The 21,895-nt window shown below is 41.9% G+C and carries 24 protein-coding genes and 1 pseudogene; 2 read left to right on the forward strand and 23 right to left on the reverse strand.

All coding sequences use genetic code 11. The features are described from left to right. Window positions 1-5 precede the first annotated feature (5 nt). From CRO17_RS11995 to CRO17_RS17580, 19 genes are all read right to left on the reverse strand, one after another. Window positions 6-719 (reverse strand): distal tail protein Dit, encoded by a 714-nt coding sequence (locus tag CRO17_RS11995; protein ID WP_097042546.1) that lies wholly within the window; start codon window positions 717-719, stop codon window positions 6-8. Then, on the reverse strand, window positions 700-5,115 hold the full coding sequence (locus tag CRO17_RS12000) for a phage tail tape measure protein (protein ID WP_097042547.1): 4,416 nt from the start codon (window positions 5,113-5,115) through the stop codon (window positions 700-702). Before CRO17_RS12000 ends, CRO17_RS11995 begins: the two co-directional genes overlap by 20 nt. A 35-nt stretch (window positions 5,116-5,150) precedes the next feature. Then, window positions 5,151-5,297, reverse strand: a complete 147-nt coding sequence (gene gpGT / locus CRO17_RS17570; RefSeq protein WP_179637018.1) for a phage tail assembly chaperone GT — start codon at window positions 5,295-5,297, stop codon at window positions 5,151-5,153. Window positions 5,298-5,335: 38 nt separating this feature from the next. Then, window positions 5,336-5,707, reverse strand: a complete 372-nt coding sequence (gene gpG, locus CRO17_RS12005) for a phage tail assembly chaperone G (RefSeq protein WP_097042549.1) — start codon at window positions 5,705-5,707, stop codon at window positions 5,336-5,338. Between the two features lie 78 nt (window positions 5,708-5,785). Beyond that, on the reverse strand, window positions 5,786-6,097 hold the full coding sequence (locus tag CRO17_RS17755; RefSeq protein ID WP_245864781.1) for a hypothetical protein: 312 nt from the start codon (window positions 6,095-6,097) through the stop codon (window positions 5,786-5,788). A gap of 3 nt (window positions 6,098-6,100) precedes the next feature. Further along, the gene (locus CRO17_RS12015) at window positions 6,101-6,724 is read right to left on the reverse strand and encodes a major tail protein (RefSeq protein ID WP_097042551.1); all 624 of its coding nucleotides are present in this window, start codon (window positions 6,722-6,724) and stop codon (window positions 6,101-6,103) included. 41 nt (window positions 6,725-6,765) lie between these two features. Beyond that, window positions 6,766-7,146, reverse strand: a complete 381-nt coding sequence (locus tag CRO17_RS12020; RefSeq protein ID WP_097042553.1) for a hypothetical protein — start codon at window positions 7,144-7,146, stop codon at window positions 6,766-6,768. Continuing rightward, the gene (locus CRO17_RS12025; RefSeq protein ID WP_097042554.1) at window positions 7,146-7,538 is read right to left on the reverse strand and encodes an HK97-gp10 family putative phage morphogenesis protein; all 393 of its coding nucleotides are present in this window, start codon (window positions 7,536-7,538) and stop codon (window positions 7,146-7,148) included. The genes CRO17_RS12020 and CRO17_RS12025 overlap by 1 nt, the downstream gene beginning before the upstream one ends. After that, window positions 7,535-7,906 (reverse strand): phage head completion protein, encoded by a 372-nt coding sequence (locus tag CRO17_RS12030; RefSeq protein WP_097042556.1) that lies wholly within the window; start codon window positions 7,904-7,906, stop codon window positions 7,535-7,537. The genes CRO17_RS12025 and CRO17_RS12030 overlap by 4 nt, the downstream gene beginning before the upstream one ends. Then, window positions 7,887-8,189, reverse strand: coding sequence for a hypothetical protein (locus CRO17_RS12035; RefSeq protein ID WP_097042557.1), 303 nt, complete (start codon window positions 8,187-8,189; stop codon window positions 7,887-7,889). The genes CRO17_RS12030 and CRO17_RS12035 overlap by 20 nt, the downstream gene beginning before the upstream one ends. A gap of 17 nt (window positions 8,190-8,206) precedes the next feature. Beyond that, window positions 8,207-9,376, reverse strand: a complete 1,170-nt coding sequence (locus CRO17_RS12040; RefSeq protein WP_097042559.1) for a phage major capsid protein — start codon at window positions 9,374-9,376, stop codon at window positions 8,207-8,209. Between the two features lie 11 nt (window positions 9,377-9,387). Then, on the reverse strand, window positions 9,388-10,170 hold the full coding sequence (locus CRO17_RS12045; RefSeq protein WP_097042560.1) for a head maturation protease, ClpP-related: 783 nt from the start codon (window positions 10,168-10,170) through the stop codon (window positions 9,388-9,390). After that, on the reverse strand, window positions 10,163-11,272 hold the full coding sequence (locus CRO17_RS12050; RefSeq protein ID WP_097042717.1) for a phage portal protein: 1,110 nt from the start codon (window positions 11,270-11,272) through the stop codon (window positions 10,163-10,165). The genes CRO17_RS12045 and CRO17_RS12050 overlap by 8 nt, the downstream gene beginning before the upstream one ends. A 72-nt stretch (window positions 11,273-11,344) precedes the next feature. Beyond that, a complete protein-coding gene (locus CRO17_RS12055) occupies window positions 11,345-12,988 on the reverse strand; it encodes a terminase TerL endonuclease subunit (RefSeq protein WP_097042562.1) in 1,644 nt (547 codons plus the stop codon). Then, a complete protein-coding gene (locus CRO17_RS12060) occupies window positions 12,985-13,329 on the reverse strand; it encodes a P27 family phage terminase small subunit (protein ID WP_097042564.1) in 345 nt (114 codons plus the stop codon). The genes CRO17_RS12055 and CRO17_RS12060 overlap by 4 nt, the downstream gene beginning before the upstream one ends. Window positions 13,330-13,466: 137 nt before the next feature. Then, window positions 13,467-13,607, reverse strand: coding sequence for a hypothetical protein (locus CRO17_RS17575; RefSeq protein ID WP_179637020.1), 141 nt, complete (start codon window positions 13,605-13,607; stop codon window positions 13,467-13,469). A 171-nt stretch (window positions 13,608-13,778) separates the two neighbouring features. Next, window positions 13,779-14,084: an HNH endonuclease gene (locus CRO17_RS12065; protein WP_097042718.1), complete on the reverse strand. Its 306-nt coding sequence runs from the start codon at window positions 14,082-14,084 to the stop codon at window positions 13,779-13,781. Beyond that, window positions 14,081-14,641 carry a hypothetical protein gene (locus CRO17_RS12070; protein WP_097042566.1) on the reverse strand — a complete coding sequence of 187 codons (561 nt, stop codon included), beginning with the start codon at window positions 14,639-14,641 and terminating at the stop codon, window positions 14,081-14,083. The genes CRO17_RS12065 and CRO17_RS12070 overlap by 4 nt, the downstream gene beginning before the upstream one ends. A gap of 1 nt (window position 14,642) precedes the next feature. Next, window positions 14,643-14,786: a hypothetical protein gene (locus CRO17_RS17580; protein WP_097042568.1), complete on the reverse strand. Its 144-nt coding sequence runs from the start codon at window positions 14,784-14,786 to the stop codon at window positions 14,643-14,645. A gap of 580 nt (window positions 14,787-15,366) precedes the next feature. On the opposite strand from CRO17_RS17580, the gene CRO17_RS12080 reads away from it, so the two are divergent. Further along, complete coding sequence (locus CRO17_RS12080; protein ID WP_097042570.1) at window positions 15,367-16,995, forward strand: recombinase family protein; 1,629 nt, start codon at window positions 15,367-15,369, stop codon at window positions 16,993-16,995. Between the two features lie 31 nt (window positions 16,996-17,026). Here CRO17_RS12080 and CRO17_RS12085 read toward each other — a convergent pair. From CRO17_RS12085 to CRO17_RS12100, 4 genes and pseudogenes are all read right to left on the reverse strand, one after another. Continuing rightward, window positions 17,027-17,899, reverse strand: a pseudogene (locus tag CRO17_RS12085) (protein prkA); the annotation flags it as partial. Between the two features lie 98 nt (window positions 17,900-17,997). Continuing rightward, the gene (locus tag CRO17_RS12090; RefSeq protein ID WP_179637022.1) at window positions 17,998-19,020 is read right to left on the reverse strand and encodes an HD-GYP domain-containing protein; all 1,023 of its coding nucleotides are present in this window, start codon (window positions 19,018-19,020) and stop codon (window positions 17,998-18,000) included. 390 nt (window positions 19,021-19,410) lie between these two features. Beyond that, on the reverse strand, window positions 19,411-19,884 hold the full coding sequence (gene trmL, locus CRO17_RS12095) for a tRNA (uridine(34)/cytosine(34)/5-carboxymethylaminomethyluridine(34)-2'-O)-methyltransferase TrmL (RefSeq protein WP_097042574.1): 474 nt from the start codon (window positions 19,882-19,884) through the stop codon (window positions 19,411-19,413). A gap of 54 nt (window positions 19,885-19,938) precedes the next feature. Then, window positions 19,939-20,790 (reverse strand): amidase domain-containing protein, encoded by an 852-nt coding sequence (locus tag CRO17_RS12100; RefSeq protein ID WP_097042576.1) that lies wholly within the window; start codon window positions 20,788-20,790, stop codon window positions 19,939-19,941. 246 nt (window positions 20,791-21,036) lie between these two features. On the opposite strand from CRO17_RS12100, the gene nfsA reads away from it, so the two are divergent. Next, window positions 21,037-21,786 carry an oxygen-insensitive NADPH nitroreductase gene (gene nfsA / locus CRO17_RS12105; RefSeq protein ID WP_097042577.1) on the forward strand — a complete coding sequence of 250 codons (750 nt, stop codon included), beginning with the start codon at window positions 21,037-21,039 and terminating at the stop codon, window positions 21,784-21,786. Window positions 21,787-21,895: the final 109 nt, after the last annotated feature.

Here is a 21,895-nt window from a genome sequence, read left to right on the forward strand (position 1 = left end):
TCGTTTTAATGGAATCGTTCAACATAAGTCATAATCGTATTTTCAGTGGCATTTATAGTCATGGTGCCTGGATGCAACGGAAACCATACTGTGCTCAATGCAATGGCCGTTGCTAGATTCTCGCCATTCAGCAGCACCTTTCGTTTGTGATAGTCGATTGTCAATACATCACCAGCAATAAAATTATAGTTAAGCACGATACGGCCGCCGCCAGCCTCTTCAATGATGTATTTGCTAGTTGGTGCTTCAAATGTTGTTTTACTGGTCCAGTCTGTTTCGCGCTGCCCTGTTATGAAGTAAGAGCGTCTATCAGGTAATAAATTGAGCTCTATTTCTTTGCCAGCTGCGTACAGTGCTGTGAAGCTTAGTGTTCCCTGCCGAAGCGTGGCCATCTTTTCAAAGTCATTCATGTCGTTCTGCAGTACAGCCGGATAAACTTTGCCTGGCTCGTCATCGAACTTTAGCGGGCACCAGCTTTCTGTAATAAGCCAGTCTGTCATCCATTTCACAATCTGCATTTGTTCTTCGTCATTCTTCACTTTGAATCCTACTGGCTGATTGATCTCGATTAAACCTCGGGTTGTTTTCTTTAATCGATGACCACCAGAATACTTCACAACCTCTCTTTCAAGAGGAGAGAAAGGGGACTTGCTCCGCCCCCGCAGCATATAGATGTTGTCACTTCGTCGATTGTTAAACTCAAATCCATTTAGGGGCATTGCGTCCACCTCTTCCCTTTTTCCTGTTTTGCTGGCCTGTAATATACTTTTCTAGCAGTTGCCCGGCTCGCTTACCATCAATCTCTAAGATATGACCGTTCAGTATAGCTTGTAGCTGCTCTTGCTGTATACCAATCATCTCTCTTAATAAATTGATAACATCAGCCATTACACCATCACCAGTTCCGCCAACCGGATTCGGAAATTGGTTAGGCCTCTTATTACCGGTTATTTCTTTGCCAGCCAGCGCCAGAAGTTTCATTGCTTCAGTACGACGGCGTGGATCAGTAGGAATTACCCATTCTGGATGACCTTCCTCAGATAACTCATACAATCCGTGCTGCGCTACACGAGCCCCTGTGGCATATCCAACATATGGACGCCCTTGTGCCAACGCCTTAATACCCGGAACATTGTATACGTTACCGTATCTGGACTTGATGTAATTTATAGCAGCCGCTGCATTATGAATAGGGTTCATGATGTCATTCCAGCCTCTAGCCTTGAATGCATTAAATGTTGGTCCGATGGTCTGCATAAGACCCATGGAAGGAATACCACGCTTAGCGTTAATATCCCATCTGTTTATAGTAGATGGACCAGTACGGCCACCTGATTCTTTCATTGCAATTGTAGTCAAAGGACCAAGCCAAGACGACGGGACACCTGTACGTGCAATAGCTGCAGAAATCCATCCTTTTACATTGCCAGGAGCGTTACTGTCAAATGAACCAAAATCAGCTATTTTGCCCTTGATAAAGCTAGTTGCACCAGTAAGCATTTTGTTTAAAGCCGGCATTGTTGCGGGGGCAAAGCTTGCAGGAAATTCCGGCATATTGAAGCCAACAGCATCTAATCCCTTTTTCAAGACTTCTTTCGGATCGGATATATAATTCCAAATATCAGAAGCAACGCCTTTAGCTTGCTTCCCTTTCTTTAATAGCCATCCGCCTGCTTTTCCTGCCGCTTCTTTTAATTCACCAATACCCCAGCCGTACTTAGGGATGTTTGCCATAAGCTTGCGTGTATCTGTTGCAGAAAGGACGCTGGTACCTTTCGGAAGGTTGACAAGCGTATCCTTGGCTGGACTCAAACTTAATTTCCCATCCGGTGTTTGGATAAGTTCTTGACCAGCATTGGCGCCTTTTCCATCACCAACGATAGCCAAACCTCCGGGATGACCATCTGTGCCGTGCGCGTATTCAGGAACCCACTTGGCCAGCCGATTCTTTTCTTTTACACCTACATGCTTCAGCACAAAGTTGATACCTTTAATTACGCCATTGACTCCAACTTCTAATCCGCCAATCATCTTTCTTTTCAATGTATCAATTCCACCCGTAACTTTTCCAGCCATGCTTCTAATACCGGCGCCTATCTTGCCCGGCAAATCTTTAGCACCTTGAACAACGTCATCAAACACGTCGCTGATCCAGCCGCCCCAACGTTTAAATGTTCCATAGGTATTGGACGCCATATCGGAAAATCTGCGAATTGCACCGCTCTTCATATCAGAGAATTTCCCCAGCGTGCGATCTTTTAGATTTGATGCAACGTTCTGTACTGAATTCTTCCAGCGCGAGACGTTAGAAAGGGTATTGGCTGTCATCTCAGAAAATCTCCCGACCGTTGCGCCTTTTAAAGCCGAAAATAAACTAGAACCCTTGTTTTTCAGTTCTAGGAACTTATCAATAGCCTTGTCTTTCATTTCTCCAGCTTTACGAGGAACATATTCTTTCAGTAGATTCCAAGTATTAATAGCATCAGCAGCCATCTCAGCTTGCTTAAGCCCAACATCATTCTGCAATTTCTGCCATTTAGAGAGAACTTCTCCTGTTTCCCAATCGACTTCGCTTACATGCTCTTCTGCTTGTGACCTTGCTTCTGTGACCACATTTTCATGCATATCTTCTGCATGTGCAACGGACTCATCCCTTTGACGTTTTGCTTCCTCAATGAGAGCATCTGCTTCTTCAGCTTTAATTTCACCTGTCTCATCGCGCATCATTTCCCAAGTAGCTACAGTATCGCTGTATTGTTGTTCAGCATCTGCAATAACTTTGTCTCTTGCTTCTGCAGAGTTCTTAACAGTGTCCGCTGCTTGTCTAGCTGATATTTCTGATGACTGACTTTGCATGTTCCTTAAGATTGCTTTTTGTTCTTCTTGATTTTTGGTCAATGCTACTAACATTTGATCCTGAAATGACTGCTTGATTTTGTTCATTTCTTCATTCTCAGCGGTAGTTGTTTCACGGTTCTCTTCGTGAGCCTTTCTTGTTATTTCATCGATGCGTTCTTGACCCTCTCGAACCTTCTCTTCACGTTTTTTATATCCTTCTTCCACTTTTTGAATGAGATTTTGCTGATCCTCATCGGATATCCCTTCTGCTTCAGCGAAGAATTCATACAATGCTTGCAAGCTTTCATCTTTCTTTTCTTTCAAACCCTCTACAATCTGCGTTCCCATCTCATCGAACGTAGCTACCAAACTATCACGCATATCCTCGCTTACAGCTTTTCCGCTCCACGCTAGCTCGTTAAGTTGAACAGTCGCTTCGTCATTTAGCTTCATGAATCCACCGACAGCTTGCTCGGTAGAACTGGAAACTTCATCACCAAATAGATCCACTTCCGGAATAGCATCCTGTTTCAAGTGGTTATATAGCGCGATGCCGCCAGCAGTTAATGCAGCCAAAGCTCCGATAGTTATTCCAACAGGACCAGTTGCAAAGGTTGCTAATGCAGCACCTAGTCCGCCAGCTCCGGCAATCATACCGGATAGTGATCCGGCGATTGTTACCACACCCGCTACGCTGGACACAAGACTGCCAAGTGTCATGAGAACAGGTCCAGCTGCAGCTACGAAAGCACCGAATTTAAGAATGTTTGTCTTTGTGGAATCGTCCAAATTCCCTAGCCAATCGGTAACGCCAGCAATACCTTCTTTTACTTCCGGCATCACGTCTCGAGCAAATTCTATAAGCGTTTCGCCTAATGGTACAAGCGCATCCTTTGCTTCACGCCATGTTGACTTCCATTGTTGGGATAATGATTGCTCGGCATTATTAATCATCTCATCCATCGTGCCATCAACATCTTTTAATCCACCATCGATACCGCCTAGTGAATACATAGCATCCGCTTCGAGATCTTCCCACTTGGTACCGTATAAATCTACACCAATCTGGTTAGCAGCTACTTGGTCATCCATACCTTCTAATTCCGCAAGAACTGCGTTGGACACATCCTTGACTGTCTTATCGCCTTTAAGAAATTCTTTCCATACATTTTGAGTAGAAGAGGAAAGCTTCTCCATAGCCTCCGATGTTGTTTTTGAACCATCCTTTAAGCGAAGCTGATTCTCTTTCATTACGTCGTTTATATAATCAAGATTGTAAACACCGGCTTCTGCCCCATTGATAAGCAACTCAAAATATTCTTCTGCCGAATAACCCATCTTACCGAATAAAGGCGCGTACTCGGAAAGGTTGTCGAACATTTCATTAGAGAAGTTGAGACCTTTTTGAGCTCCATGCGCCATCAGGTCGAACGCTTCGTCTGCTTCAAGACCAAATGCCTTCATGACATTGTTTCCGGCTCGTGTGACCTCGTTTACGTCAGCCTCGAAGGTATCAGCCAATACAAGCGCTTTGTTCGTAATGCGTTCCAAATCAGCTTCGTTTAAATTCTTTATATTTTGACGCGTTTGAATAAGCGCAGTGTCTATTTCTTGGGTGGATTCACTGAATCCTTTTTTGTAGATGTTACGCGAGGCTTCTGTTAGATTCTTAGCTTCTCCAGTGGTTAGACCTAAAGAGTTCTTCATCCGGACAGTAGAATCCTCATAGCTAGATGCAGCCAATCCCATAGCAGTACCAAGACCAACTGCTGATGTTGTAACAAATGCTGTCATGGAAGAACCGAGACTTTTGATACCATCGCCCATAGTTTTCATATGGCCGCCAGCAGTCTTCATACTGCTACTCATCTTACTCCAACCGGAATCTGCTTCTTGCTGCGACTTCTTGAGCTTATTCATTTCTTCTCGCAGGTTTTTTGTATATCTTTCCGTATTGTTGAGAGCTGCGACCTGGTTGTTATAAGCTTTTGCCGCTTTGTCTGCTTGCTTGGAACCTTCTCCGTACTCTTTGACCATCTTTTCATACTCGGCTTTATATTCGCTGACCAAGCGTTTTTGAATAGTGATCTTTTTATCAAGTCCACGAAGACTTGTTTCATATCTTTCGACGGACTGTTCACTCTTATCGAAGGCAGACATGTTGGCTTTCATTTCGCTGTTTAATCCGACAAGCTTACTTTTTAATCCCGGAATGCCTCGCTCTAATGCTGTGGCGTCCAAGTTAAGCCCAATCGATAAACCCTCTATGCGTTCCATTTAGTTCCTCCTTTCCTCGAAAATTTAAAAAGCCCCTAACCGCCAAACGTGGCAATTAAGGACTTTTCTTCTTTTGGCTTTGCTTCTTCTGCTAACAGATCCAATACAAAGTGATAAGGCATATTCAATATTTCGTTTATGTCCTTTCCACTTTTCATCATTTTTCTGATTAGATTATTCAAGTACTCTTTCTGCTTCTCGAAAGTAAAATCTTCGTCAGTTAGCGTTTCTTCGCCAGGTACTTTTTTGTGAAATCATTCTGCACCCCGCGCGCAACAAATAGCACTTGGTCAAAAAGTACTCTGTTTACATCTGGTGCATGCAGCCCATTGAAAATATCATCTGGAGTGAACTGCTTGCCGTACACTTCATTCGCAACAAAGTTCATCACACGTGTATAAAGTTCAATCTCTTTCTTAGGATTAGTGCCTTCACTCGTTTCGTTCTTTTCGATTTCTGCGTATACTTCAATCGCTTCGTAAACTACCTTCATTGGCAAGAAAGCAGGAGTTAAATAAGTTTCCTTGACGATTTCTCCTTCTTTAACATCTTTGACCAGTTCGATTGCATGTCTTTTTAGATTTTCGCTCATTGTAATTCTCCTCTATTTGTTTTTTCGTTTTTATTTATGCGCATAAATAAAAGGACGAGCCATAGCTCATCCTCGGTCTTATTCCACTTCTTTAATGACAGATCGTTTTTGATTGTTGCTCGCAGTAAGGAGCTCTTGCAATCGTTCATCGCTCACGTTTTTATTAGCTGGCTTAGGGAAAGAGTCACCTTTATGATAAACTTTCCCGTTGTCCTTCAAATCCTTGAAATCTTGTACCGCAACAAATTTTCGTTTTTTCAACTTAGGCGTTGAGTCCTCAGTAGGATTTTGGTCTTCTTCTGTTTTCACCGGTTCCTTTGCAGCCGCTGCAGTTACTTCGCCGCCAGTTTCTTCTTTCAACTCGTCTTTCAATTCTTCTTTCTTAGCCATACATTACACTCCTTCCGGGGTAGTTTCGGTTCCGCCTTCTACAACTGAAGGATGTGCCTGTCCGAAAATGGCTTGGAACAGCGCATCTCGATTTGTAGTCTGACCCTTAGCATCACGACCAAATATAGCTGACTTTTCGTTTTCGAATCCTTTTACAGTACGATCCATGAATTCAGCTGTTACTTCTTCGCTGCTAAACTCTACACCATCTCCTTTTGTCTGCCCGGTGATGTTCGAACGCATGAACATTCCTTTAGGCAAGCCAACCCATTCTTTTGAACCGTCCTCATACGTCTTAGCAAAAACGACTGCCACATATGGAGGAGTGTCTTCGGATCCATATGCAATCAAACCTTCATTCTCTTCCAAACCGAACAAGACCTTTTTATCCTGCTCAGGTACTTTATGAAAACCAGAAGTAACAGACGTGTTTCCGCTAGATACAGCTAATTCCGCAGTGATGTTATCCCCATATGCACGAACTGGCTCTTGAGGCATTTCTACTGTAATAGTTTGCAAGAATTTCACCCGTTCTACAGCAGCGGTTGTGTTTGTAACTTCGTCAAGCACACCATAGTAAAATTCGTCAATACCAGTGGAAGCTCGGTAATTTTTTTCTTCAGTCATTCTTTATCACTCCTATTTTTGGGTATAAAAAAGACACCTTCTCAGGTGTCAAAATCAGTTGTGTATTCTTTTCCGCGGTATCTGCGGGCATCGCGATAAATGCCATAGTCACCGTCATATTCATCAGCGCCACCGCCATATTGAACTAGGCCTATCTCCTTTAGAACCTTGCGTATCCTTTTAGCCAGCTCATCCCGAATGCTTATGTCCTTTGACCAAACATCCACTTGATAAAGAAAATCATCAGTGAGGATTTCATTGTCACCATAGTCACCCGGCTTAGGAGCATCCAGGGGATCTATAACAATATGAGATTCTTCCATGTTCGCTGCTTCTGGATACTCATAATACTTAATTCGGCTGCCGGCATGCGTCACTATAAATGCATCGGCCATCATAGCTTGATAAATTTTATCCAGCATTATAGCCCTCTCCTAACAGCCTCAACGATTGCAGCATGATACGCATTTTCTGCATTACGCATAGCGCGAGCAATTGCACCTTTACCTTTGGGATTCGGATTTTTAACAGTACCGAATTCATTCAAGTGAATAATACGGTACCGGTTATCCGGCCCTTTCCAGTGGACTTTAATTGCTCTTTCCTTGCCAATAGTCATTGGTTTAGAAACCGTGATCTCTCGTAGAGAAGCGCCAGTGTCTTTGAAGGATTCAAATTGACTTTTTAACTCTCTAACAAAGACTTCGGCACCTTTTTCCAATGCGCGGTCACTTACACGCTGCACATTATCTTTTCCATAACGGTCTTCTATTTCTTTAAGTAACTTATTAAGCCCCGTTACTTCTACACTCATCCTGTTACCACCTCCGCCACAATATCGATAAAGCGCCGGTCTTTCAGGTTAGGTTGAGCTGTCCGGATATTGTATCGTAAATGCTCGTATTCCGGCTCGTGCACCTGCACATAATGCTTGTTCTTCGGCCTGTAATCCTCTCCTGGATCACGAATAGTAATGGTTAAGTCTGACAACGTACCATTGGCTTTCGCTTGCTCCATATCCCGGAGCCACACTTGATCAACAGCTGCCCAGCACTCGAATAAAGTACTTTTTGCACGCTCGCCCGGATATGGTCCAGGATTATCTTCGTATTCATAGAACGTAACAGCCGTTCTCAGCTCTCCTGAGTGCTTACGAGGCTCTTTATACTTGAACTGTCTCATCGCTCTCCTCCTCGTCCGAGAGATTGCTAAGAGCGAAGCTATTAATTTTTGACAGGAAACTATCTTCAAAGAATTCAAGTGCATCGTTGTAAGCGAAACGCGAACGTTCAAGTACCAACTCTTTACCCGGATTATCGGTTTCCAAAGAGAAGGGTCCACATATACCCGATATATCCGCAAAAGAATAGGACAGCAACCTCTTCAGGTGACTGTCCTCGCTTTTATGAGATATATGAAGGCGATCTTTAAATTCCTGCAGCAATTCTTCTGTGACATCAGCCATCTATGCCGCCTCCTAGATTAGACGCCGGCTGGCTCCTCTGGTGTTGTTGGTGTTGCTGTATCTTCTTCAATTGCTAAATTCAAGTCATAGACCTGTGCGGCATAGTTATCAACCGGCTTGCCTGTTGCGAATTGCTTGGCAATGTACAATGTAGCATCTTCCATGGCCATTGTTTCAGTGAACTTATTTACTGTCATAGCCCCACCAATTGCAGCGATGTACTGATCACGGACAAAGAACAGCACTTTATCTTTTGGAACGAACGATGACGTTGTTACTGTTGGATTGAATGGCAAGCTTTGTACATAAGCGCCGGCAGAGTTTTGGATAGTGGAGTTCGCTTGAATTCCGAAACTATCAAATGGGTTAACAACCATGACAACCTTGCCCGCGATATTACGCACTTTTTCTTCTCCATCTTTACCAACAGGTCTAATGGAAAGCTTTTCAACTACACCTTTAAGTTCGTTAATAGTCGTACGTCCAGGACGGAAAGTAAGTGTGCCGGCAGACTCTTTTAGAGTGACAGCACCGTTTTCCTCTTTTTTGTACAAAAGTCCGATTGGCTTCGATTGACCATCACCAGCAACATATCCGCGTTCTAAACCGACAGACATAGCCTCAGCAATCATTGTACGAACATAACGCTCAACCCATACTGGTCCCAACTGCAGCATGTCGTTCGCGATCGGAATGAATGCAGTCAATTTAAGTTGAGTAATTTTCTCTTTACGGAATGTTGCATTAAGCTGCCCCTTAATATCTCCGAACAGTTCACCCCATACAGCGGCACCTTCCGGATCAGAATAGATAAACTCTGTTACTGCACCAAGGTTTTGAATACCAATAGCTTGCAGCAACGGATGTGACTCAACAAGGTCTTGGAATACTCGTTCCTGCGTTGTTTTAGGAAGAGTGTCCTTGTCTTTAAATCCACCTTCCTGGATAACGGCATTGAAAAATTCTCTTTCTTCGCTAGTAATCATGTTGGTGCCACGTGCCTGCAAAACTGATTGATCCTGCATATTGCTTTGCACCTGATTGAAAATATCAGCACGAACATCACTTGAAAGTGCCTCAATCATTTCGCTTAATGCAGACGCCTGCGCCTCCTGATCACCGTTTTGTACAGCTTCCGCAAAAGCTGTTTTTTTATCTTCAAAGTTTACAAATTTAATATTAGGCATGTTTTGCCCTCCTATAATTTCAATTTCAAAAAGAGACTAGCCACGTTCTGCACTGAAATATTTTCCGCGGGGTCAGGATCAGTCTCTTTCGATTTATTTTTATTTGTTTGTGCAGCTACTCCATATTTAGCGAGTAGCTTTTCCTTACTGTTTTCATACTCCTCTGGTTGCTCATCTGGGATATCAGCTTCGTCTTCAAGCTCAGGGATTTCAATTTCATCACTGACAGTATCAGCTAAACCGAAAGCCACAGCTTCTGAAGCAGTTAGCCAAGTTTCGTCATCCAGCAGCTGCTCCAGTTCACCATCTTCTCCGATGAAACGTTTCTTATAGGAAGCTGCTAATGCTGTATCAATCTTACGTAGGTCTCTCGCAGTCTTCTCGAATGCAGCTGCATTTCCCCATTCAATCGTAGATGCTCTATGAATCATAAGCATTGTGTTCTCCGGCATAATGATTTCATCGCCTGCCATCGCGATAACCGAAGCCGCAGATGCAGCAAAGCCGTCGACATGAATAACGATTTTCGCCTTGTGATTTTTCAGGAGATTACCTATGGCAACTCCATCAAAGGCAGATCCGCCAGGTGAGTTGATATGGACATGAATTGTTTCAGCTTTGGTAGTGGCTAGTTTCTCCTGCATGCTTTTTGCACTTGTACCACTCCAAGACCAGCTGCTAATTGGACCATAGATATACAACTGTGCTTCCTTGCTGTCTGCACTTGCTTCAAATCGAACATCTGACTTTTTGGTCATCATGTTCATTAATTGTTGCTTGAGCTCTTTACTCATCTTCTGTATCACCTCCTTCATGTTCAGTACCAGTCTTATCGATGGATTCATAGTTTTTGGTCATTACGTACTCATCCATCTTCGGATCATCCACCATTTCATCACCCACCTTGTCGCGTAATTCGTTTCGATTCCACCCACCGGAAGCTATAAGTTTGTCAATACTGTTCGCAAGGTCGAAGATTTCGCTGTAAGTCGGTGTTCTGATTTCTAAGTGCTGCCCATTTAAATAATCCGAACGATCAACCATGGTGTAATTAAGTGCGTCGCTTATTTTCTTAACTAATGGCTTTATACAAAACACCATGTAATTTCGCGTAGGCTTTTCCAAATCTTTTGTATCACCCTTAAGTAAAACAATCGGAATCCCTAACGCTGCCGCCACCTGAGACATAAAGCCTTCAGTGACTTTGTTGATTTCCTCCACGCTTGGTCCTACTGCGTTATCCTTCTGATGCTCTCGATAAGTAAAGCCCTTTTGTTGCGGGATGATAGCTACGACTTTGTCACGAATAGCTGCATATGTTCGATCAATAAACTTTTGAATCTTATTTCTTTTTTCTTCATCATTTCCGGCTACTGATTCAATATCTACAGTTGCTCTGATTTGGTTCTTTCGCTTCTGGAACTCTACCAACCGGCCAAACAATTCGCCGTAATCGTAAAAAAGCTCATCGATTAATTTCGAGAGCTTTTCGTTTGAGTATTGTATATAGATAACTTCACTCATAAGGAAATTACGCTTGAATTCGTAATCCTTTACAATGACATTCTTGAACACATCTTCCATCACAGCATACTCATTTTTGATAAACGAATCAGCGATAAGTAAGTCACCCGTATCACTTTGGATAATTAAACAATCGTTATCGTAAATCAGCTTTCTTACAACCTTCTGCCAGAAATATGATGCAGACATATTTTTATTCGGTCGAAGATTGAGCTTGTAATACATCTCATCCTTGATTGTCTTTTTATCTTTTCTAACACGGAACTCCGATTGACTGATAGTCCGACTGATTAGCCCGATACAAGTCTCTATAGCCATGCGCTTTAAATGTGTTTTGCTTGCTGCATCTTCAAACAAATCAAGATCAAGCATCACTTCTGTTTCTCGATTTCTTTTTAGCAGCCCGAATAGGTCTAATACTCCCAATCTCTCACCCCCTTCTGATTAGAAATCAATTGCATCCAATAAAAATTCCCCATCATCTTGCAGTAACTCATCTGCTTGCCAAAGCGCGTAAACAAAGGCGACAAACCCATCTGTTTTCCTCTTAACTTCATCTTTCTTTACAAAGTCCTTGTTGCCATCGTTCTTTACTTTCACGACGATGTTATTGGTGTTCCATCTCATTAAAGGATTGTCACCAAATACAATTCTCTTTTGCGCAAATAAAGTCTCAATCCTTGGAGCTAATTTTCCATAAATAGCGTGAGGGTTTCTAATATAAAGGACTCTAAACCCTGCCTCTTCCAAGGCTTGCTTAACAATATCCAGTCGAAACGTATCGCCCACAATAGTATCAAGCCCATATTTTTCTCTCATATCACAGAAGTAATCAACCATATATTTGATATCAATTACTGGTTCATCCAGCAGCGTGAGCAAACCCTCTTCTTCCCACTCGAATATCGGTGGTTTGAGATTTGCTTCTTTGACAAAATCACGTCTAGCAAACTGGTGACTGTCCCATACATAGTCTTCACCATCTTTAAACAGGACTCCACAGGCCGTAAAGTCTTTGATAAAAGAAAAGTCTATAGCACCGACACAGGTTTTGTTCTTTAAGCGCTCATATGGGATAGGTCTATTGGTGGCTTGTATATCCTTCCAAGAAGCGATTTTCACCGTGTTATCCTCTTGAGGCAAGTTCATTCTCTTTGCCATGAACTCTGGCCGACCTGACGGATCTTCTTCTAAGTCCAAATATTCGTCCATGATAGTGTCAAATAGTTCTTCAGCATAAGGACTCCTCGGCTTACTAAACATGGGGTTTGCTTTCTCCCATAGTTCTGGGTTATGAATCTCATCCTTGTCATCCATCTTGCAGATGAACACAAACCGATTCTGTCGCTTGCTGCCGCCTTGTAAGATTTCCAAGCACTGTTCAATGAACTTATCAAAAAACCCTCCACGGACATGGCCGTTAGTGGAAATATAAATTCGTCTCCTATGCATGACTTTACCTAAGCCGGAGCTGAGTGTATTTATCAATTTTGTATCTTCGTAAATATGCCACTCATCAAAAATCAAGCAGCCGGGTCGCCCTCCATCTTTAGTGTCAGCATTCGATGTACGAAACATAAACTCGGCCATGGTAGATTTACCAGTGATTTTTGTTCTGGTCCATGAGAAGAACTTTTTCATGAATGGCTTATTTTTTTCTTTCATGTTGTAGACTTCTTTTACTGAGGTTTGTGCCTGGTCTTCACTGTTGGCCACAACGTCTACATTGTATCCATCGATGCCATGCCCTGGACTTATGAAGTAATCTGATAGACCGGAAATTAGTCCGTTCTTTCCGTTACCCCTGGCGATGACAATTACAATGTCTTTGTAAAAGAGTTTGTTTCTTTTTTTGTACTTAAGAAAAATGAAAGCAATTATGAATTTCTGGAATAGCTCCAGTTTGAAATACCATTTCTCGATGTAATTAATACACTGGTCAATCTGGATCTCATCAAAATAGATGTCATCTCTAACTAGTACCTCTGATTCTAATTGCTTTACTAGGTCGATTCGTTCCTGATTGAAAATAATGAGTCCTTTTTTCCAGGCTTCAATATATGCATCCACATACTTCTGATGAATCAATAAAGATCACTGACATTCGGTTCGTCATTATCCTTTTCGTTTTCGTCCTCAATCACTGCATCTTGATTGAACATCTCGAATTTAATAGAGTTTTCGAGAGAAATTAGGGTTTTTGTGAGCTTATTTAATTCATTCAAAGCTGGATTTGCTTTTGTGAATTCCTGGCTAGCATTTACTGTTGTTGTCATAACACCATCTTTATTAATTGCTGATTGAAGTTTACGAATCTGCTTTACTATAGCAATGTAGCGTTTCACCTTATCTACTTCGATTAAGTCGTCTTGATTTATTCGCAGCAATAGTTGCTTTTCTAAATCGGTAATTTTGACTATGCTACTCACTCAAAACCCCCCTCTATTTTTACACCCCCTAATATAACAGTGTAATTTCGCGATTTTTTTGGACAGCAGACCCCCTGCCCCGGTTCCCCGGGCATAAAAAAACGCCCAAATCTTTAGGCGGGGGGTGTCTTGTGTATTTATTTTTCTTCTTTTTCTTCCGGCTTCTCTAATCTAATTACATATTCATCATCAAAAGCACTGTAATCAATGTAAGCAACATCATAATCCTTCATGATCTCGTTCACTCTTTCTTTAGCTGCCTTCTGAATGTCTGTCATTCTATTGTCCTCCTTTAGTTTTATTTGAACCTAGTATCCAAGAGATATAAGCACAAAAGCATTGTGACAGTAGATAAGATGAGTTGCTCTCCTCGCGTTAATACATAAAGAAAGTTCGCCACGGTTAAAGCTATGAATGACATCAGCAATGCCATAATAATGTTTGGCATCTTACCACCTCTCATCTCTCCACACCTTCCTGCCCTTCTTAGTCCCAATGTTATTGAACGTTCTCTTGTGTTCCTCATTGTGACAGTTGATGCATAGTGTCTCAAGGTTATCCAACTCAAGAGCAAGTTTAGAATGATGATAGATCTCCTTGATGTGGTGAACGTTCTGTCCCTTGCTGAACTTCCCTTTCTTCTTACACTGCTGGCATTCATAGTTGTCTCGCTCTAATGCAACGAGCCTGAGCTTGCGCCATGGTCCAGATTTATAGAACCTTTGCTTCTGCTGCCTGGTCTTGTATTCAGTCACTTGCTGCTTCCGATGTTTTTGAAGCATCGCTCTTCCTCATCGTAGTGTTCAATATGATATGATTTAGGTTGCGGATACTCGTTGTCTGTATTCCATTCGAAGTGCGCAGTCGTTATCATGTTTATCCTTTCACCTTTATGAATAATACGCGGCACACTGTGAATATCATCAATCTCAATCACAAGCAGCTTCTCTTTCTTATCAGGACGATACTGTGATTGGATATGTTGTATTGCGGCGATTGCATTAGCGATTGGAACCAGTGCATCATCCTTGTGCTTTGTTCTATCCTCGTATTCCTTCGTGAGTTCATTCAGCTGCTTAGCCTTCTCGATTGCTACATCCATCTCTGATGTATCGACTTCGACTTTAATCTGCATATCGTTGTTCGTTTTAGTTTCTGCAGCTGCTTTATATTTGTAAATATAGAACTGATCCACCATTGCTCCATTACATAACTCACATACTATTACTTCTCCATATTTCTCTTTAATAGCTGATCTTGTTGATTTGCAATTTAAACACTCATACCTTGTTGAACCAGGATGATTTGTCATCTTAACTCCTCCTTGTATTCCGTAATGCTCCACCCTTACCACGCTTGTAAGTATCGCGCTTCATTCCCATCAATTCTTTCCAATCCTTATCGGTCATCGGCTTGTCTACTTTCTTAACAGCAGGTGCAGCCTTTTTATTCTTCATCTCATCCCATCACCTTCTCTTTTAAATCTAGTAATCCTGACTAGCAAATGATGTTTGCTAGGTATTTCTTTATATATTTCTTTAAAGTTTTCTTTAGCTGTTTTGCATTATATGAAGAAACTATTTTAGGTGTCCTCTATATAGAGGACAGTGGTGTCCACTACGTAGAGGACAGTGGTGTCCCCTATATAGAGGACAGTAAATGTGTCCACTACGTAGAGGACAGTGCCTCACTTGGACGCTGATATAACGCGCCGTTCCATATCCCAATAAGCTTGTTTTCTCTGCTCAAATGGAAGCTTCAAATAACAATCGGTGCAGATGATATCGTCATAATACCGAATCATTATCCGGTAACTGGACTTGCATCTGGTACAGTTCATGTCTTCCTCCATAAAAAAAGCCAGCCAAGTATCTCTTGGCCGACTCTGATAGTACTAATATAACGTGGATTACATGAAACGGTTTAAGGCTTATAGAAAAAATAACTATAATTTTCTTATGGAAATTCTAAACATCTCAAGGTTATGATATATATTGTATACCCAACCAAAAATAATAAACCAAAAGAGGTGAACACATGGCATCATTGAAAAACCTAATAAAAGAGTACGAAATCAAGAATGTTGTTAACTATCTACGTAAGTCTCGACAGGATGAAGATAGAGAACGAAAAACTGGAGAAGACACGCTACATGAGCAAAAGAAGCTGATGGATCGTGTGTTAGCTGATTACGGTATTCCATACGAACAACGACCAGAGATTGGATCTGGAGATAAGATAGCTACTCGCCCGGTATTCCAGCAAGTAATTGAGGACATCAAGATGGAGAAGTATGATGCGATCGCCGTGAAAGAAATTTCTCGTATGGGTCGTGGTTCTTATACCGATATGGGAATCATATATGATTTAATACAGGACAAGCGTCTGTTCATTATCACTCCTTGGAAAGTGTATGATCCAACAAATAACACAGACTTGCGGCAGATTCGATTTGAGTTGTTTATGTCTCGTGAAGAGTTTGAGACAACCAGAGAGCGTTTGACTGGCGGAAGATACAATGCTGCCCTTGAAGGTAAGTGGGTTGCTGGACGTAGCCCGTTTGGCTATGACTACGATTCCAATACTAAACACCTTGTTATTAATGAGAAGCAGGCTGAAGTGATTCGTAGTGTTTATGATTTTTATCTAAATGGTATTATTCAAGACAACGGAAAACGTAAACTTGTGCAGTTTAAAGCGTTGAGTACCTATTTGAATCGTCTTGGAATTAAAAGCCCTGCAGGAAAGGATTGGTCGTATATTGCGGTGCAAAGAATATTGCTTAATGATCTTTATACTGGAACACTTCGTTTTAACACGAAAATGACAACAGCTGATGGGCAAAGAGTTCCTCGACCTGAGAATGAACATGTAGTGGTTAAAGATGCACATGAAGCAATTATAGATCAAGATATGTGGGATAAAGTGCAAGATCGCATGAATAAGCGTGAATCTGTTCCGCATAACAAACTGGATTTTAATGTGTCAGAATTAGCTAGCTTGTGCCGATGTGTAAAGTGCGGAAAAAAAATGATTAGGCAATACAGTACCCAGCATTACCAAAAAGCTGATGGCTCTAAGAGTATTTATCATAAAGAGTTTCTATGGTGCACTATCAATGGATGCACATTTGTAAAATATAGAAACGTCGAGGAAGATTTACTAGAAACGCTTCGTATACTTGGAGAATTGGACAATAAGTCATTTAAAGCACAAATGGATATGTTAGCTGTGAAGAAAGAAAGCAAAGGCACAATAAGTCAAGCTGATATCCAGAAGAGCATCGATATGCGAAAAGGAGAACTTGAGCGTAGAATGAAGTTTATCTTCGAGAAATATGAAGCTGGCATATATACAGATGAAATGTTCCTCGAACGTAAAGCGGAAATTGAAAAAGAGAAAGACGGACTTAAGAATTTACATGTAGAAGTGCCTGGCGTTGAGACAACAGAGGATATAGATATAGAAGCAGCCAAACAGAATATAAAATCTATATTAGAAACGTACAAGGTTACAGACCACAAGTCAGATAAAAACGCAATTCTTCGTTCTATATTTGATCACGTGGACATAGAAATATTAGAGAAAGGCCGAGGAAGACGCCCGGCCAAGCTTAAACTAACACCTTACTTGAAACTAAGTTTTCTGGCGCAAAAGACCGTTTAAATATAGATACGGTCTTTTGATACCATGAGGTTACGACTAATTCATCAGCACTTATGAGCGCAAATCGACCTGCTTTAAAGTTGCCTTCCTGTGTAAGAGATAACAAATGCCAAAGAAACTTTTCATCGCATTTCAGCATCTCTTGAAATTCCATCAAGCCTCTGTTCGCTTTGTTTAATTCGCCATCAAAGCGATAAGCTCGGGGATCTGATTCGGACCCATACTCCGCAATTGTCGAGAAATCAATGGACCCTGTCAGGTCGGCAATATCCTGTGATTTGGGATCTGAAGGACTGAATGTACCGATTCCGGATCGTTTATCTTCCGAGAAGAAAATTCGTTCAACAATAACATCTTCAATTCTATTATCATATTCTTCTTCTAATCTCATCAAATTCAGCGGAGATAGATTTCCATCAATTCGAATGCCATATTCTTTTTCAAAGTCTTTGCGCAAATGGACGGGAATTAAGTGAAGTGGGTCTTCGTGCATTGGACAGCCTTTAATGGCATAGACTGCTCCTTCATCCGTGAACGTGTACTCTTCCAGTCCTCGTTTAAGCAGACTGACAAGCGTAGATTTCCCCCCGCTCACTGGCCCCATAAGCAAAAGAATCCGTTTTTTCACATCCAGTCTTCTTGCTGCCGGATGAAAATACTCTTCGACTAACTTTTCCAACGGTTCTTCCAAACCGAACAAGGCATCTTTAAAGAAATGATAATGTTTGACACCATCCACCTCGTCAATGCCTTTATGCTTAATCATATTATATACACGAGAATGTGCAGATTGAGCAAGATAAGGACGGTCCTTTAACAAGTTCAAATAATCAGCAAGTGTTCCTTCCCAATGAAGCTTCTCTTGTTCTTGGCGATACTGCTGTACCTTATCCAATATATTCATTATTCGTTAACCTCCCAGGCATTGTTAGACAAAAGGCGATTACCTTAATGTATGCCTGAGGCAAGGGTGTCATGCCAGCAAATCCATATTCCAGCTGGTTACGGCTTTCGTTTCCAGCCAATTTCAAGCGTTGCCTCGTCGGTATAAGCACTAAACAAAACATCATCCATTTCCAGCATATCTTTTTCATTTGGGTAAACATGCATAAGCTGCGCCAGCTTTTTGACAATCTTTTTCGGATAGGCGTCCGACATCTCCAGCAATAGCTGAATCGCTTCTTCTGCTGGAAGTACTTCTCGGTATGTTCGGGATAGTGTTAATGCCGAAAACGTATCCACAACCGCTAATATTTGAATATCAATGCCGAGCTCTGGTAAATACGCGCCGTCAGGATATCCTTTTTTATTTAAACGTTCATGATGGCTCCGCGCATAGCGTCCCATCAAGGGATCGCCAGCTTGCTGCAGAAGCATTTCTCCTTTGACTGTATGTGTCTGGACAATCTCATATTCCTCTTTTGTTAATGCTGTCGTCTTATCGAGAATCTCACGCGGGATTTCCAGCTTGCCGACATCATGAAACAAGTAACCTGTAGCGCAAAAATCCAATTGAACAACATTCATATGGTAAGCAAGCATCGTACCAATGACAAATACATCCAATGAATGAATAAAAGCATAAGGATCTCGCTGTTCCAGCATATGCCACAGGCTGCTGCGCCCCATTGTTTTCAGACTTTTAACATATAAGTCTTTTAGGAACCGAATGCTCTCTTCTCCATAAAGCAGTTTTCCATAACGATACTCAAATGCAATATAAGATAGATTCGTATAAAAGTGCTTTTCCATGCTGCGCTTGTAAGTTGCTTGGTGATCTGTTTCCTTTTCTAAGAGCTGCTGAATCGTCTGCTGCAGCCGGTCTGACTTGTTAAATAAATCGGCAGCCGCTTCTTCTGTTGTCTCAACAACGACAGAAGGCACATTGTTCTGCTTCAGTTGTTCAAGCACAACTTGGCTGATTACGGTCCCTTTTTTTACTATGGTCTGGTCTGCTAAGATGATGTCATTCCCAATCACATCACCCAGAAGTATATCTTGGATGCGTTTGCGTTTTAATATCAATTCCATTCTCCTTTTCCATCAAAAAAGCCGCCTTAAATCCAGCAGCCTAACAACTTATTCTTGGAACTGGCTGGCATTGAGATCCACTCCTTCACCCTCAAATAATTCGGAACTTCCGTTTCCTTATTTGATTGTTCAAAACCTGGAATACAGCAGTTTTTCTAGTTAAGCAACTGCGATTTTCACAAAAGCGAAATGTATCTACCGAGCCTATAGCGTACAATTCCTCTACTATTCACGCATTTCATTATAGCGCCTCATTTTCGTAAGTCCACTGTATAAAAGACATCAGTAAAATAGTACTAATTCACTTGGATATACAGTGGATTAACACACAGGAAAAATAAGCCTAATTAACTAGAAAAAAATAAACCGCACACAAGGTGCAGTTCAGGATAATCCATCAAACTTCTGCTGCCGAAGAGCTTCATAAATGATGATCGCTGCCGTATTAGATAAATTTAGGGAACGCACTTTATCCGTCATATGAATGCGCAGACATTGCTCTTCTTTTCCGACAAGCAAATCTTTTGGAATACCAGTCGATTCCCGTCCAAATACGAAGAAGATATCTTGGTCCGTATCACTGAAATCATAGTCCGAATAATGTTTCGTACCAAAATTCTCTATATAATAATAGGCTCCTTCGGGGAATTGCTCATATAGTTCTTCAATACTATCATAGTAGCGGATATCCACATCATGCCAATAATCCAGCCCTGACCGTCTTAGCATCTTGTCATCCGTCGAAAACCCAAGTGGGCGGATAAGATGCAAAGTAGTATCGGTAGCGAGACAGGTACGGGCAATGTTCCCTGTGTTTGCTGGAATTTCTGGCTGGTATAGTACGATATGTCTTGGCATTAACTTTCACCTCTGCTTTTAACTTTCAACCTTACTAGTATAGCACAGCAGAGGTCAGACCCCAATCTGGAAAAATTTATAGACAACATTCTCTGTATACGCAGGAGAATCGCGATACGCCCAATTCCGCATTCTGCTATTGGCTGTGTGTGCATTGACTAATGGTTCTCCTTGTGGGTCCCGAGCTACTACAATTGTATTATGATTAAAGTTTCCATCCCCTTCGAAGTCATAGCAAATTACATCTCCAGGACGAAGCAATCGTGCATCCGCAACTTCTTTTCCTTGCAACCCTTGTTTAGACCCGCTCAAATACCACCGCAGTGCGTTCGCTACTGTGAAACTATAGCTCCAGCTATCTCCGTTATACCACCAGCCTGAACTTCGGTCTGGCTCTCCTCGCATTGGCGCTCCCCCAGCATGTAAGCATTGGGAGATATAATTCGTGCAATCGACCTCAAACTTTTTGTATGCCGGATTATAGTCGTTCCACCAACGCTCGGCATATTGTACAGCAGCCCGTCTGTCATAGTTAAATTGCCGATCAAAGTTTTCATCATTGCTTTCATATCCAACAAGTCCATGCACATGCGGCTGCACTGCTTCTTCCTTTTGTTCATGGCGTACAATTTGACCATTACGCATATAAGCGGTATGCGTATGTACTTCTTCCTCATGATACGTTCCATGCTGCTTATGGACGAGAAAAGTAGCGCACAAGCTGTACGTGATAATATCTTCCTCGCTGTCATGCTCTTCCCTCAGTATTGTGCCTTCTCCTTTAATTTGAGCTACTTTTGCACCTTCTTTTTCATGAGCGGCTATGCGTTCAACAAGCCAATTTCCTTCTTTCTGCTCTTCGACCTCCTGCAGCCAAAAATTGACCAACTGTTCATTCTTCCCCATCTCTATCCCTCCTGTTCTTTCTGCGATAAGACATTGCAAAGCCTCGTAAAAGAAGCAATCCTCCAACAACAAAAACAGATACTATTGTCATGAACGTTTCCATACTGCCACCTCATTTGTATGTATGTAGAATCATGACAGTATATGCTTTATCAGCTTGACCGAAATACACAATGAAAGCGTAAACATTTTTTAGTTACAAATGTGTCCATTTTGTGTATCCTTATAAGAAAGGGGGAGAATACGATGTCAGATGTTATGCAAACTATCCTTAACCACAAATCAGTAAGATCTTTCTCAGCTGATCCGCTTTCAAAGAAACAGGTACAGGAACTCGTCACGGCTGCCCAATCAGCATCCACGTCGAGCTTCCTTCAAGCTTATTCCATCATCGGGGTTAGTGACCCGTTAGTGAAAAAAGAGCTCAGTACGTATGCAGGAAGCCAGGATTATGTTGTGAAGAACGGTCACTTCTTTGTTTTTTGCGCCGATTTTTACCGTCATAAAGAAATGGCTCAAAACCTGCGGGCAGATATTTCTGAATCCATTCAAGGAACAGAAGCATTGCTGATTGGAACAATTGATGCCTCTCTTGCCGCGCAGAACCTGGCGATTGCAGCTGAATCAATGGGATTAGGAATCTGCTACATCGGCGGTCTTCGCAATAACCTGGCAGGTGTCTCAGCCAGCCTCGGTATTCCTGCTCATGTACTGCCGCTTTTCGGAATTGCCGTCGGCTATCCCGAAACAGTGCATGAAAAAAAACCACGCCTCCCATTTGCCAGCGTATATCACGAAAATCATTATAATGTAGATAAAGGCACACTCAATGCACATCTCGAAGAATACGATCGCACTATCCAGTCTTATTACGTAAATCGAACGGAAAACACGCGTAACGCCAGCTGGACACAGCAGACTACCGATAAACTGCGAGTACCCCGACGAGCTTACATGAAAGACTTTATTAAGCAAAAAGGCTGGGCGCAACATTAACTCAATCTAAAAGTTAGCTCTGTCTATACGGCTGACTGAAAACAGCATCAGCTAATATAATGTCTTTCCATGCATCAAAACTAAAAAAAGGAGCATGAGCTCCTTTTTT

The organism is Terribacillus aidingensis (genome assembly GCF_900215625.1).
In the GTDB taxonomy this organism is placed as follows: Bacteria; Bacillota; Bacilli; order Bacillales; family Amphibacillaceae; genus Terribacillus; species Terribacillus aidingensis.

Bases quoted from the DNA above. Each gene is read 5' to 3' on its own strand.
- CRO17_RS12100 (WP_097042576.1), bottom strand. From the start codon at position 20,790: ATGGGGAAGAATGAACAGTTGGTCAATTTTTGGCTGCAGGAGGTCGAA.
- trmL (WP_097042574.1), bottom strand. From the start codon at position 19,884: ATGCCAAGACATATCGTACTATACCAGCCAGAAATTCCAGCAAACACA.
- CRO17_RS12070 (WP_097042566.1), bottom strand. From the start codon at position 14,641: ATGACAAATCATCCTGGTTCAACAAGGTATGAGTGTTTAAATTGCAAA.
- CRO17_RS17580 (WP_097042568.1), bottom strand. From the start codon at position 14,786: ATGAAGAATAAAAAGGCTGCACCTGCTGTTAAGAAAGTAGACAAGCCG.
- CRO17_RS17575 (WP_179637020.1), bottom strand. From the start codon at position 13,607: ATGACAGACATTCAGAAGGCAGCTAAAGAAAGAGTGAACGAGATCATG.
- CRO17_RS12035 (WP_097042557.1), bottom strand. From the start codon at position 8,189: ATGGCTGATGTCACAGAAGAATTGCTGCAGGAATTTAAAGATCGCCTT.
- CRO17_RS12045 (WP_097042560.1), bottom strand. From the start codon at position 10,170: ATGAGTAAAGAGCTCAAGCAACAATTAATGAACATGATGACCAAAAAG.
- CRO17_RS12020 (WP_097042553.1), bottom strand. From the start codon at position 7,146: ATGCTGGATAAAATTTATCAAGCTATGATGGCCGATGCATTTATAGTG.
- CRO17_RS12025 (WP_097042554.1), bottom strand. From the start codon at position 7,538: ATGAGTGTAGAAGTAACGGGGCTTAATAAGTTACTTAAAGAAATAGAA.
- nfsA (WP_097042577.1), top strand. From the start codon at position 21,037: ATGTCAGATGTTATGCAAACTATCCTTAACCACAAATCAGTAAGATCT.
- CRO17_RS12040 (WP_097042559.1), bottom strand. From the start codon at position 9,376: ATGCCTAATATTAAATTTGTAAACTTTGAAGATAAAAAAACAGCTTTT.
- CRO17_RS12080 (WP_097042570.1), top strand. From the start codon at position 15,367: ATGGCATCATTGAAAAACCTAATAAAAGAGTACGAAATCAAGAATGTT.
- CRO17_RS12050 (WP_097042717.1), bottom strand. From the start codon at position 11,272: ATGCTTGATCTTGATTTGTTTGAAGATGCAGCAAGCAAAACACATTTA.
- CRO17_RS12015 (WP_097042551.1), bottom strand. From the start codon at position 6,724: ATGACTGAAGAAAAAAATTACCGAGCTTCCACTGGTATTGACGAATTT.
- gpG (WP_097042549.1), bottom strand. From the start codon at position 5,707: ATGAGCGAAAATCTAAAAAGACATGCAATCGAACTGGTCAAAGATGTT.
- CRO17_RS11995 (WP_097042546.1), bottom strand. From the start codon at position 719: ATGCCCCTAAATGGATTTGAGTTTAACAATCGACGAAGTGACAACATC.
- CRO17_RS12030 (WP_097042556.1), bottom strand. From the start codon at position 7,906: ATGAGACAGTTCAAGTATAAAGAGCCTCGTAAGCACTCAGGAGAGCTG.
- CRO17_RS17755 (WP_245864781.1), bottom strand. From the start codon at position 6,097: ATGGCTAAGAAAGAAGAATTGAAAGACGAGTTGAAAGAAGAAACTGGC.
- CRO17_RS12000 (WP_097042547.1), bottom strand. From the start codon at position 5,115: ATGGAACGCATAGAGGGTTTATCGATTGGGCTTAACTTGGACGCCACA.